Origin of the sequence: Streptomyces sp. NBC_00859 (genome assembly GCF_045161865.1) — a bacterium.
GTDB lineage: Bacteria > Actinomycetota > Actinomycetes > Streptomycetales > Streptomycetaceae > Streptomyces.
The window spans coordinates 4,749,022-4,760,929 of sequence record NZ_CP108826.1; the positions used below are offsets into that span (position 1 = coordinate 4,749,022).

Here is an 11,908-nt window from a genome sequence, read left to right on the forward strand (position 1 = left end):
GGGGGAAATAACCGGGGACCCTTTCCCCGTTTGAACCCTTGTCACAGCGAAGCGGGGAGACCTTCCCCGGTTACGGAAAAGCAATGCTGTTCGGGACCGACCGGAGCTGTTCGGGGTCGGCCGGAAAGGGAAGGGAAGCGCCGTGGACACCGCCACCGCCGTCCGGCCGCGCACCAGGGCGGATGCCCTGCGCAACCGGAAGCGGATCGTATCGGCCGCGCGTGAGATCTTCGTGGAGTACGGGCCGGACGTGCCGCTCGACGAGATCGCCCGCCGGGCCGGCGTAGGCAACGCCACGCTCTACCGGCACTTCCCCGACCGGATCGAACTCTTCCGGCACGTGGTTCTCTCCGTCATGGCCCGCGTGGCGGACCAGGTGGAGGCGGCCATCGCTGAGGAGCCCGACAGTTTCGCCGCACTCCGCCGCTTCGTGCACGCCGCGGCCGACGAGAAGATCGGTGCGCTCTGCCCGATGCTCTCCGACGGCTTCGACCGCGCGGACGCCGAGATCATGGCGGCGCGTGACCGGCTCGCGGAGTCCGTGGAGGACCTCATGAGCCGCGCGCGCCAGGAAGGGCACCTGCGCCCCGACGTCGATGTCGGGGATCTGTTCGTCGCCCTTTCCCAGCTCACCCGGCCGCTGCCGGGCGCGGGCTGCCTGGGGCTCGACCGATTCGTACACCGTCATCTACAGCTGTTCCTCGACGGGCTCCAGGCCTCGGCGCGGACGGTACTCCCCGGGTCACCGGCGACCCTTGAAGACCTGCGCAGGCCGTCGTGAAGGCAGCCGTGGCGCCTGACCGCGACAGCGCCTGGGCGTGACGAAGCCAGAACGTAACGAAGCCTGAACGTAACGGACCTGAACGTAACGAAGCCTGAAGCCTGCGGTGTCGGACAGAGTGCCTGGACGCGCTGCCGGGGCTTGCCGCCCGATCTCGACGTTTGATCACGACGCCTGAACAGGACGCCTGAAATGCACGCCTGACCTTGATGCCCGACGTACTCGCCCGAGGCGCATCCGAAGCTCCATGCCGGCCGCGCCCGAAAGCACTGACCGAGTACCTGAAGTACTGAAGCACTGAAGCGGACTCCCGGCACTCCCGGAGTGCGGCTTCTGAACTCTTGTTCAGGACCTCTTCTCACCTCCTGCTCGGGACCCTCTCGCTGCCCGTCCGACCTCTCCGCACCCATAGGTGGCTCCACCCATGCCAAAAATTGCCGACATATCACTCCCTGACCCCAACCGCTGGAAAGCGCTGGTCTTCATCGCCCTGGCGCAGCTGATGGTGGTGCTCGACGCCACGATCGTGAACATCGCGCTGCCGCACGCCCAGGTCGACCTCGGCATCTCCGATGCCAACAAGCAGTGGGTCATCACGGCCTACGCTCTCGCCTTCGGCGGACTGCTCCTCTTCGGTGGCCGTATCGGCGACCTCTGGGGCCGTAAGCGCGCCTTCGTCATCGGGCTGCTCGGCTTCGCCGCGGCGTCCGCTGTCGGCGGCGCCGCCGCCAACGAGGCGATGCTGCTCACCTCCCGTGCGGCCCAGGGCGTCTTCGGTGCGCTGCTCGCGCCGGCCGCGCTGTCGCTTCTCGCCGTGACGTTCACCGATGCCAAGGAGCGCGCCAAGGCGTTCGGCATCTTCGGAGCCATCGCAGGCGGCGGCGGCGCCGTGGGCCTGCTGCTCGGTGGATTCCTCACCGAGTACCTGGACTGGCGCTGGACGTTCTTCGTCAACATCCCGTTCGCGGCCGTCGCCGCGCTCGGCGCCTACTTCGTGATCCGTGAGCCCGCGGGCGGCCGCAACCGTTCGCCGCTGGACATCCCCGGTGTCCTGCTCTCCACGACCGGCCTGGTCTCCCTCGTGTACGGCTTCACGCGCGCCGCGTCCGACGGCTGGTCCGACCCGGTCACGATCGGCCTGTTCGTCGCCACCGTCGTCCTGCTCGGAGCCTTTGTCGTCGTCGAGTCGAAGGTCAAGGCGCCGCTGCTGCCCCTGCGCGTGGTCGCGGACCGCAACCGAGGTGGCATCTACGCCTCGCTGGGTCTGGCCATCATCGGGATGTTCGGTCTCTTCCTCTTCCTGACGTACTACCTGCAGGTCGTGCAGGGCTACTCCTCGGTCAGGACCGGCTTCGCCTTCCTGCCGATGGTTGCGGCCATGATCACGGGATCCACGCAGATCGGTGCGCGGCTGATGACCCGGGTGCCCGCCCGGTTCCTGATGGGTCCCGGCTTCGCCGTCGCGGCCGTCGGCATGCTGCTGCTGACCCGTATCGAGGTCGGCTCCTCGTACGCCGGAGTGATCCTGCCGGGCATGCTGCTGCTGGGCCTCGGAATGGGTACGGCCTTCATGCCCGCCATGTCCCTGGCCACACACGGCATCGCACCGCGTGACGCGGGTGTCGCGTCGGCGATGGTGAACACCTCGCAGCAGGTGGGCGGCGCGATCGGTACGGCGCTGCTGAACACGATCGCTGCCTCCGCCACCACCGCGTACCTCGTGGGGCACGCGGGATCCGGCGGCAACCCGAAGCTGGTCCAGGCCCAGGCGCTGGTGCACGGCTACACGAACGCCATCTGGGTGGCGGTCGGCATCCTGGCGATCGCCTCGGTGATCGCGCTGACGCTCATCAACGCCGGTCGTCCCTCGGTCACTCCGGCTCCCGCGGACTCCGGTTCCGGAGAATCGGACGTGATCGAGGACGAGGTGCAGATCCCGGTGATCGCTCACTGAGGATCGACCTCTGAGCTCGTTGAGCCCACAGTGATCGCTGAGTTCGCTGAGCCATCGGGGCTTCCGCCGCTGCGGGATACGGGGTACGTGCCCCGCAGTGGCGGAAGACCGGGGCGGGGGCCCGCGACTGGCCGTCCGTGACTGAACGTTCGCGGTTCAGCTCCTGCGGTTCAGCTCCTGAGGATCGACACCTGCGACTCAAGGGCGTGGCTCAAGGCCTGCGGCTCGACGCCCGCGACTCATCGATGGCTGCTGCCCTGGTTCGGCACGGACGTCTCCACCGTGAGGCGTCAGCGGAGCCAGGGCAGATCCGCGTCCTCACCCTGAGGCTGCAGCCCCTCGGCCATCACCCGCATGATTTCGCCGAGCTGGCCGGTCTGTTCGGGGGAGAGCCGGTCGAACAGCGCCTGGCGTACGGCCTCGACGTGGCCGGGCGCGGTCCGCTCAAGCACTGCTGTTCCTGCGGGTGTCAGGACCGCGTTCTGGCCACGCTTGTCGGACGGGCAGTCCTCGCGGCGCACCCAGCCGTTGCGTTCCAGCCGCGCTATGGCGTGCGAGAGCCGGGAGCGGGTGATCTTCGCGTCCCGGGCCAGCTCGGTCATCCGCATCCGCCGCCGGGGTGCCTGGGCAAGCTTCACCAGGAGCCCGTAGTAGATGTGCGGCATCCCTGCATCACGCTGCAACTGGCGGTCCAGGTGATCCTCCAGGAGCGTGGTGGCGTGGAGGTAGGCGCGCCAGATGCGCTGCTCCTCGTCGCTGAGCCAACGCGGTTCGTCGGGGCGAGCTTCGTCCCGGAGGGGTTCGTCAGGGGGCGGTGCCGAGGTCATGTGCTCCACTGTACGACTCTTTCTTGAATATTAAACTAGATGCGGTTAGGGTTCGTCATCAAGTAAGTGCTTGATGATTCAAGTAATGGAGTTGTCGTCCATGACTGCCGCTGCCCCGGAACGTATGCCCGCTCTCTACCTCTCCCACGGTGCGCCGCCGCTCGCCGATGATCCGGTCTGGCCGGGCCAGCTCGCCGCCTGGGCCGTCGGTCTGCCGCGCCCGAAGGCGGTTCTCATGGTCTCCGCGCACTGGGAGGACGCCCCGCTGGCACTGGGTGCGACCGTGCCGGCTCCGCTGGTGTACGACTTCTGGGGTTTTGACGAGCGCTACTACCAGGTGCGGTACGACGCCCCGGGCGCGCCTCGGCTGGCCGAGAGCGTACGGAAACTGCTGCGCGGAGCCGGCCACCCGGTCCAGGACGTTCCGGACCGGGGGCTCGACCATGGGGCGTATGTCCCGCTGGTGGAGATGTTCCCGGACGCCGGTATACCGGTACTGCAGATGTCCATGCCGACGCTGGACCCGCGGAAGCTGATGGAGATCGGGCGCAGGCTCGCCCCGCTGCGGGACGAAGGCGTACTGATCGTCGGCAGCGGATTCTTCACGCACAATCTGGCCGCGCTGCGGCACGGGGGCGTCCCCGGGTGGTCCGTCGAGTTCGACGCGTGGGGGCGTGAGGCGCTGGAGGCGCAGGACATCGACGCGCTGCTCGACTTCGAGCACAAGTCCCCCTCCGGCCGGCTCGCCCACCCGCGGACCGAGCACTTCGCGCCGCTGTTCGTCACGCTCGGGGCGGCCGGGGACGGGCTGGAGAGTCGGCGCGATGTGATCGACGGCTTCTGGATGGGGCTGGCGAAGAGATCGGTGCAGTTCGGCTAGGGCGCACGCGACACGGCGAGGCCACGGGGGAGTGGAGGTCACCCCGCGTGCCGCCCCGCGGTCCGCAGCCAGGCCGTGCGCCGTGCTGCTGTGACCTGTTCTGACGTCCGCTGGTACGTCGTGCGCCGTGCTGCTGTGACTCGTTCCGTGGTCCGCCGGCACGCTATGCCGCGGTCTGTTCCCCAGCCGCACTGCCGAGCTCCTTCTCGTACCAGGCGACGTCGTGGTACGCCCCGAACTTCCGGCCCACCTCCCGGTGTATGCCGGCCGGTGCGAAGCCGAAGCGGGTGTGCAGGGCGACGGAGGCCTCGTTGGGCAGGGTGATCCCGGCGTACGCCCGGTGTACGTCCTCGTCGCCCAGCGCCTCGAACAGCGACGTGTAGAGCAGTGTGCCGATCCCGCGGCCCGCTGCGACGGGGTCGCAGTAGACGGTCACCTCCACGGAAGTGGAGTACGCGGCCTTCGGTCGGAACGCGCTGCTGGTTGCGTACCCCAGAATGCGGGCAGACGGTACCTCCTGAGCAACCAGCAGCCGGTGCGGGCCGTCTTCAGGGTGGGAGACCAGCCAGGAGCGGCGCTCCTCGGGGGTGAAGACATTCGTGTCGAATGTGATCGCAGTCTCACGGACGTAGTGGTTGTAGAGGTCGGTCAGGGCCTGGAGATCCGCCTCCTTGCCGGGCCTGACCAGCACTTCCGTACGTTCCGTAGGCATTTGCTCTCCCTTGGTGGCCGGACAGGGTACTGCATGATCACTAAAAACAGAGCGCGTCATGGGAATTCTGTCCGGATTCCAGTCGTTGTTTCCATCAGATGCAGGACACCGGAGAGGGTGTTCCGCACCACACGAAGCCTGATTCGCGACCTCATCACGTTACTCACGTTAGGGAGCACGCATGGCAACCCGTGCCGTCGCCCGTCGTTCCGACCGGGCAAGCAGCGTTCGCGCCGTAGGCGGCGAGATCGCCGACCGCGACCTGGTCGGCATGTATCTCGACGAAATCGCACGTACGCCGCTGCTCGATGCCGAGAAGGAGGTCGAGCTGTCCCAGACCATCGAGGCCGGGGTGTACGCCCGGCAGATTCTGGACGGTTCCGTCGAGAGTGGGGCGGGTGGGGCCTCGCGCGACGAGCTGGAGGCGCTGTACGCCGCCGGGGAGCGCGCGAAGGACGTCTTCATCCGGTCCAACCTGAGGCTGGTCGTCGCTGTCGCCCGCCGTTATCCGCGAGCGGGGCTTCCGCTGCTCGACCTCATCCAGGAGGGCAACGCGGGCCTGGTGCGTGCGGTCGAGAAGTTCGACTACGCCAAGGGTTTCAAGTTCTCCACCTATGCGACGTGGTGGATCCGGCAGGCGATCACGCGTTCCATAGCCGACCAGTCCCGCACCATCCGGCTCCCTGTCCACCTGGTGGAGGAGCTGGGCCGGATCCGTCGCGTCCAGCGCGAGTTCAACCGCGAGCACGGCCGTGATCCGGAGCACGAGGAGATCGCCGCCGAGCTGGACACCAAGCCGGCGCGCGTAAGTGACGTGCTGGACTGGGCCCGTGACCCGGTCAGTCTGAACATGCCGGTGGACGACCAGGGCGAGACCCAGTTCGGTGACCTCCTGGAGGACACGTCGGCGGTGTCTCCCGAGCAGTCGGTGATGACGCTGCTGCGCAGCGAGGAGCTCGACGAGCTGATCGGCAGGCTCGATCACCGTACGGCTTCGATCATCAAGATGCGGTTCGGTATCGACGACGGCCGCGAGCGGACGCTGACCGAGGTCGGCAAGGAGCACGGCTTGACGCGTGAGCGGATCCGCCAGATCGAGAAGCACGCGCTGCTCGAACTGAAGAAAATGGCCGACGACGTGGGCTTCGACGCAGCGGCGTGAGCTGCTCGCCCCACCAATTCCGCGTCCCTCCCCGGCTGACCGCCCGCCGGACGCCGCCGCACGCGGCGCCGTCCGGCGATTGCTTTCCCCGCTGCCCCGGTGGCCCCCTTCCCGCGGCCCTCGCCCTGTTCGGTCACACGACATGACACGACACGGCACGGCCTGGACACGGTCGGCCATGTCCAGGTGACTCGTGACCGGCGGGACGGGTGACGAACCTTGGCGGCCCGCTCTTCGAACCTCGCGTCCCCTCCAGTGACACCGATCGTGAGAGGCCGGGTGAGGAGCCGGGCAGCCGTTCCCCGCTCAGGTTCAGAGGGCGAGGACTGCTTCGCTGGGCGCCTCATCCCCGGCGGAGCTCGCGTCGGTGTCCGACCCGGTGCCGGTGGCTGACGGATGATCCGTCCCGCTGCCCGCGGGTGCGCGTTTCGGCAGGGCGAACATCAGCAGGAAGATCGCACCGAGCACCCCGGCCACCCACCACAACGAGTCCATGAACGCGTGGACGAACGCGGGCCCGGTCGCACTCGGTGTCAACCGGTCGCTGATGGAGCCGAAGAACACCACGGACACCAGGCCGAGCCCCAGCGCGTTGCCCATCTGCTGCACGGTGTTGATCAGTCCGGAAGCCGAACCGGCGTGCTGCTTCGGGACATCCGCGAGTACGGCATCCGTCAGCGGGGCGACGATCAGACCCATGCCGACCCCCATGACCGCGAGCGGCGCCACCATCTGCCAGGACGTGATCCCCGTCCCGTACCGGTCCGCCTCCCAGATGTAGAGCAGCAGTCCGGCCGCCATCAGCAGCACACCCGCTTGGAGCACCTTGCGGCCGAAGCGCGGTACCAGCTTCTGTACGGAGATACCGGCGGCAGCCGAGACGGCGACCGAGAACGGTATCCCTGTGACCCCCGCCCGCAACGCGCTCCAGCCGAGCCCGATCTGCATGTACATGGTCCAGACAAGGAAGAAGATGCCGAGCGCCACACCGAACGTGGCCTGCACGGCGACACCTGCCGCGAAGCTCTTCACGCGGAACAGCTCCAGCTCGACCAGGGGCGAACCGTCCTTCCGCGCCTTCAGCCGCTCGTACGCGACCAGCCCGCCGAACACGGCCAAGCTGCCCGCCATCGAGACGTAACCCCAGACCGGCCAGCCCAGCTCGCGGCCGCGCGTCAGCGGGTACAGAAGCATCAGGAGCCCCACCACCACGAGCAGCACACCGACGACATCCAGCCGGAGTGCCTTCGGGGCCTGGGACTCGGTGATGAACCTGCGCCCCAGCAGCAGCCCGACCACTCCGACCGGCAGGTTGATCAGGAAGATCGGGCGCCACTCCAGACCGGCGATGTTCCACTGGGTGAGCAGTGCGCCGAGCAACGGTCCGGAGACCGCGCCCAGGCCGACGATCGCGCCGAACAGCCCGAAGACCTTGCCGCGTTCCTCCGCGGGGAAGGTGGCGTGCACGATCGACAGCACCTGGGGCACCATCAGCGCCGCCATCGCGCCCTGCAGGATCCGTGAGGCGACCAGCATCTGCGGATCGGCCGCGAAGCCGCACAGCGCGGAGGCCAGTGTGAAGCCGCTTATGCCGATCAGGAAGAGCCTCTTGCGGCCGTGGATGTCGCCGAGGCGGCCACCCGTGATCAGTCCGGCGGCGAAGGCGAGCGCATAGCCGGCGGTGATCCACTGGATCTGGCTGAACGAGGCGCCGGTGTCCTTCTTGATGGACGGGATCGCGATGTTGACGATCGTGACGTCGACGAGGTCCATGAAGGCCGCAGTCATCACGATGGCCAGAGCGAACCACCTGCGGCGGTCCGATCCGGGCGCATCCGGCGCCGTCCGCCCGGCCGCTGCCGTCCGCCCGGTCTGTGCCGTCGGCGCGTCCGGGGTGTCCTGTGCACCGGGCGCATCCGGTGGGGTGTGCTGGGGTGTTGAGGTCATACTGCGAAGTTAGCGGGCATGTAGGTCAGGCTATGTCCCACTTCCCCGGCATCCTGTTGCCATGACGGACACTCCGGTACGGCTGCTGCACCTGCTCTCGCTGCTCCAGACTCCGCGTGAGTGGCCCGGTGGCGAGCTCGCCGAGCGTCTCGACGTCAGCAGGCGCACGATCAGGCGCGATATCGACCGGCTGCGCGACCTCGGCTATCCCGTCCAGGCCACGATGGGCGCCGAGGGCGGCTACCGGCTGGTCGCGGGCAAGGCCATGCCCCCGCTGGTCCTCGACGACGAGGAGGCGGTAGCCATCGCGGTGGGGCTGCGCGCCGGGGCCGGGCACGCCGTCGAAGGCATCGAGGAGGCCTCCGTACGGGCCCTGGCCAAGCTGGAGCAGGTGCTGCCGTCGAGGCTGCGCCACCGCGTCGCCACGCTCCAGGCCGCGACGATCCCGCTGACCAGTGGTGACGGTGCGACGGTCGACCCGGCGACGCTGACAGTGATCGCGGCGGCGGCCACCGGGCCCGAGCGGCTGCGCTTCGGCTACCGCGCCGGCGACGGTACGGAGACGAAGCGGCTGGTCGAGCCGTACCGGCTGGTGTCCACCGGACGCCGCTGGTACCTCGTCGCGTACGACATCGACCGGGACGACTGGCGTACGTTCCGGGTCGACCGGGTGAGCGAACCGTTCGCGACCGGGGCGCGGTTCGCCGGACGTGAGCTGCCTGTGGGGGACGCGGCCGAGTTCGTCATCCGGTCCTTGTCGCGGCGGCAGCCGTCGGTGGATCTCGACGTCACTTTCGAGGCGCCTGCGGAGTTCGTGGCGGCCCGGCTGCCGAACGGGATGGGCGTGCCCGAGCCGCTGGGCGAGCGGCGTTGCCGGCTCCGGGCGCCGGTGGCGGACTCACTGGAGTGGCTGGGACTGCGGCTCGCGGTGGTGGACGCCGAGTTCACGGTGCACCACCCGCCCGAGCTGGTGGAGTACGTGGCCGAGCTCGGGGCCCGACTGGGCCGCGCGGCGGGACAGCGTGGACAGTGAACGGGGCCGGTGGACTTGTGGGCCGGTGAGAACTTCGCCGGGCCACCGGGGCCACGGGGGCCGCACGGGGCAGGGCCAACGGCCGTAGGGCGGGGTGCCGGGCGTGCGCGGGCGACGAGTGTGAGTGGCCGGGAGCCGGGCGGCCCGGTACGTGGGCGTGGCTCACCGGTGAGGCTGTCCCGCGGTCCGCCAACGGGTCCGGTTCTCGGGTTCTCCGGTTCGCCGGTCCCCCGGTTCGTCGGTCCCCGGTTCGTCGGTCCCCGGTTCTCAGCGCACGCGGGCGCGGAGCTCCATCGCAGAGCGCGCCGCACTCTGCGATGCGTACACCTCGCACATGTGGCGGCCGTCCGGCGTCGCCGTGTGCTCGACCTCCCAGAGACTGAACTCCTGGCCGTCGAAGAGCAGGAAGGCGTGCTCGTAGAGGGTGAAGGACGCGGCGTCGCTGCTCTCGAACCGGCACTGGCTGCCGAAGGCCTGGCTGATCTGATGGGCGAAAGCGGAACGCAGCAGCCGAGCCACGTCGTCACCGGGACGGTCCGGGTTCTCCGCGCGGCGAAGCACCCGGCGGGCGTGGTCGGCCGAACGGTCGGCCGAGTACGTCCTGGCCACCGCGGGCGGCGGAGCGGACTGCAGCGCGGCGAGGATTCCCAGGTCGTCCTCGGGGTCGTCGTCGGGGAACATCGCCGCGGCGTCCGCCCCGCGGATCCGGGTCACGGCGAGCCTGGCCTCCGCCTCGCCCGGATACAGCTCGTACTGCGGACCCGCACCGGTGCCCGTCTCGTACACCAGCTCCCACAGCGTCAGGTCGGTGCCGTCGGCGATGAGGAACGTGTGCCGGTACGTCTCGCGGTGCAGGCCGGCGCCCGAGCTGTGGTGCGAGGAGTGCAGCGAGGTGCTGTGCGCCAGCGCGGAGCCGAGCCGCTCGGCGGTGGAGTCGGGCAACTCGAAAGCGTTCAGTGCGCGGCCGAGGAGGCGCGCAAGGTGCTCCTCGGTCGTCTCATGCGAATGGCTCAAGGTCTCTCCAGGCCGTCGCGGCAAGTCATGAGGTCGGAACTCAACGTAGTCCCTGGGTCTGACAACGGGGCCTTCGTTCGGCAAAACGATGGGGGCGTGCGGAGAGTTCCCGGGCGCTCCGCCAACTGACTTGTCCGGTACGTCAGTAGATGCCGCGTCAGTTCCGGTCCGTTCCCGTCTCCGCCCCGTACAGATCGCGATGGGACGGGTACCGGCCACCGGGCCCCTCCACCGATTCCGCGGCTCGGACGGCCCGCACCACGGCCCGGCTCAGTGTATCGGCGCCCGCGGCCAGCACCTCGTTGAGGATGCTCAGGTCGGGGGGCTGCCCGGTGCCGGTGGCAAGTGCGAATACGGTGTCGCCGTCGTGCAGGAGATGGACGGGCCGTACGGCGCGGGCGAGGCCGTCGTGCGCGGTCCCCGCCAGCTTCTGGGCCTGGGCGCGGGTCAGTTCCGCGTCGGTCGCCACGACGGCGATGGTGGTGTTCAGTGGGGGGCGCGCATTGTGTTCGCGCGCCAGGGCCAGCCGTCGCTGTGCCTCCTCGTGGACGGCGGGGGCGGGGTATTCGGGGCGCCCCGTGCCGTACTCGCCGTAGAGCACACCGGTCAGCGGATCGACCGGTGAGCCCACCGCGTTGACCACGGCGAGGGCGCCCACGGTGACACCGGAAGCGAGTGTGACGCTCGCCGAGCCGACGCCGCCCCTGAGCCCGCCGGCAACCGCGCCCGTACCGGCACCGACACTGCCCTGTTCGACCGGTGTGCCCGTTGCCGTGTCCGCGGCGGCCTCCACGGCCGCGCGTCCGGTCGACGCGTCCGGCCTGGCCCGCCAGTGCCCTCCGCGGCCCAGATCGAAGATGCAGGCGGCGGGGACGACCGGCACGACCTGGGCGGGATCCGGCCCGACCTGGAAGCCGCGGCCCTGTTCCTCCAGCCAGGCCATCACGCCGGACGCGGAGTCCAGCCCGTACGCGCTTCCGCCCGTGAGGACGACGGCGTCCACGCGCTGTACGAGGTTGCGTGGATCGAGGGCGTCCGTCTCGCGGGTGCCTGGGCCGCCGCCGCGCACATCCACGGCCGCGACCGCCCCGCCACGCGGGGCGAGGACGACGGTGGTGCCGCTCAGTGCGAGCTTGCCGGGAACCCGTGCGTGTCCGACGCGGAGCCCGGTCACGTCGGTGAGCGAGTCGACCGGGGCGCCGGCCGGGCGGGGCCGTGCGGTTCCTGACGGGGTGTCTGATGCTGCCATGCCCCTATGGGACCACTGTCTCCCGTGCCTGGGGCGCCCATTGCCGTGCGCCGTTTGCTGCCGTGATGCGCCTGTCTGCCGTGACGTGCCTGTCTGCCGTGACGTTGCCGCACGTTGTGGTCGCCCTCCGCGTGCCGTGATGCGCCTGCGGACCTGGCGTATCCGCATGCCTGGCCTATCCGTGTGCCTGGCGTATTCGTCTGCCGCGGCGGGCCCGCCTGCGGTGATGCGACCGTCCGCCGTGCGGCAACTGCTGCTCGTGGCACGGCCCCTGCGACGCGCCCGCCGCTGCGGCTCCGGGTGGCCGCTGGGCCACGGGGCCCGCTCCCGCCCTGCGGTGGCCGGACCG

Annotated in this window: 10 protein-coding genes; 5 read left to right on the forward strand and 5 right to left on the reverse strand. The window is 69.6% G+C overall.

Annotated features, from left to right (window positions below):
• The first annotated feature begins 142 nt into the window (after positions 1–142).
• Together OG584_RS20750 and OG584_RS20755 are read left to right on the forward strand one after the other, a co-directional pair.
• On the forward strand, positions 143–781 hold the full coding sequence (locus tag OG584_RS20750; protein WP_405779898.1) for a TetR/AcrR family transcriptional regulator: 639 nt from the start codon (positions 143–145) through the stop codon (positions 779–781).
• Positions 782–1,205: 424 nt separating this feature from the next.
• Complete coding sequence (locus OG584_RS20755; protein WP_405779900.1) at positions 1,206–2,735, forward strand: MFS transporter; 1,530 nt, start codon at positions 1,206–1,208, stop codon at positions 2,733–2,735.
• A gap of 290 nt (positions 2,736–3,025) precedes the next feature.
• Here OG584_RS20755 and OG584_RS20760 read toward each other — a convergent pair whose 3' ends face one another.
• On the reverse strand, positions 3,026–3,571 hold the full coding sequence (locus OG584_RS20760; RefSeq protein ID WP_405779902.1) for a MarR family winged helix-turn-helix transcriptional regulator: 546 nt from the start codon (positions 3,569–3,571) through the stop codon (positions 3,026–3,028).
• A 91-nt stretch (positions 3,572–3,662) separates the two neighbouring features.
• Here OG584_RS20760 and OG584_RS20765 point away from each other — a divergent pair, with 91 nt between their 5' ends.
• Entirely contained in the window at positions 3,663–4,442 is a 780-nt protein-coding gene (locus tag OG584_RS20765; protein WP_405779903.1) for a dioxygenase, read from the forward strand.
• 163 nt (positions 4,443–4,605) lie between these two features.
• On the opposite strand, the gene OG584_RS20770 is transcribed toward OG584_RS20765, so the two are convergent.
• Positions 4,606–5,154 (reverse strand): GNAT family N-acetyltransferase, encoded by a 549-nt coding sequence (locus tag OG584_RS20770; RefSeq protein WP_405779905.1) that lies wholly within the window; start codon positions 5,152–5,154, stop codon positions 4,606–4,608.
• A gap of 181 nt (positions 5,155–5,335) precedes the next feature.
• Here OG584_RS20770 and OG584_RS20775 point away from each other — a divergent pair, with 181 nt between their 5' ends.
• Complete coding sequence (locus tag OG584_RS20775; protein ID WP_405779906.1) at positions 5,336–6,316, forward strand: RNA polymerase sigma factor RpoD/SigA; 981 nt, start codon at positions 5,336–5,338, stop codon at positions 6,314–6,316.
• 312 nt (positions 6,317–6,628) lie between these two features.
• Here the strand turns inward: OG584_RS20775 and OG584_RS20780 are convergent, their stop codons facing one another.
• Positions 6,629–8,104, reverse strand: a complete 1,476-nt coding sequence (locus tag OG584_RS20780) for an MFS transporter (RefSeq protein WP_405784194.1) — start codon at positions 8,102–8,104, stop codon at positions 6,629–6,631.
• Positions 8,105–8,324: 220 nt separating this feature from the next.
• Here OG584_RS20780 and OG584_RS20785 point away from each other — a divergent pair, with 220 nt between their 5' ends.
• On the forward strand, positions 8,325–9,296 hold the full coding sequence (locus OG584_RS20785; RefSeq protein WP_405779908.1) for a helix-turn-helix transcriptional regulator: 972 nt from the start codon (positions 8,325–8,327) through the stop codon (positions 9,294–9,296).
• Positions 9,297–9,563: 267 nt separating this feature from the next.
• On the opposite strand, the gene OG584_RS20790 is transcribed toward OG584_RS20785, so the two are convergent.
• Positions 9,564–10,310, reverse strand: coding sequence for a DUF6227 family protein (locus tag OG584_RS20790; RefSeq protein WP_405779909.1), 747 nt, complete (start codon positions 10,308–10,310; stop codon positions 9,564–9,566).
• Positions 10,311–10,467: 157 nt separating this feature from the next.
• Positions 10,468–11,559 (reverse strand): P1 family peptidase, encoded by a 1,092-nt coding sequence (locus tag OG584_RS20795; RefSeq protein WP_405779911.1) that lies wholly within the window; start codon positions 11,557–11,559, stop codon positions 10,468–10,470.
• Positions 11,560–11,908: the final 349 nt, after the last annotated feature.

Excerpts from the sequence above, each read along its gene's own strand:
- OG584_RS20755 (WP_405779900.1), top strand. The coding sequence starts at position 1,206 with ATGCCAAAAATTGCCGACATATCACTCCCTGACCCCAACCGCTGGAAA.
- OG584_RS20765 (WP_405779903.1), top strand. The coding sequence starts at position 3,663 with ATGACTGCCGCTGCCCCGGAACGTATGCCCGCTCTCTACCTCTCCCAC.
- OG584_RS20770 (WP_405779905.1), bottom strand. The coding sequence starts at position 5,154 with ATGCCTACGGAACGTACGGAAGTGCTGGTCAGGCCCGGCAAGGAGGCG.
- OG584_RS20775 (WP_405779906.1), top strand. The coding sequence starts at position 5,336 with ATGGCAACCCGTGCCGTCGCCCGTCGTTCCGACCGGGCAAGCAGCGTT.
- OG584_RS20780 (WP_405784194.1), bottom strand. The coding sequence starts at position 8,104 with ATGACTGCGGCCTTCATGGACCTCGTCGACGTCACGATCGTCAACATC.
- OG584_RS20785 (WP_405779908.1), top strand. The coding sequence starts at position 8,325 with ATGACGGACACTCCGGTACGGCTGCTGCACCTGCTCTCGCTGCTCCAG.
- OG584_RS20795 (WP_405779911.1), bottom strand. The coding sequence starts at position 11,559 with ATGGCAGCATCAGACACCCCGTCAGGAACCGCACGGCCCCGCCCGGCC.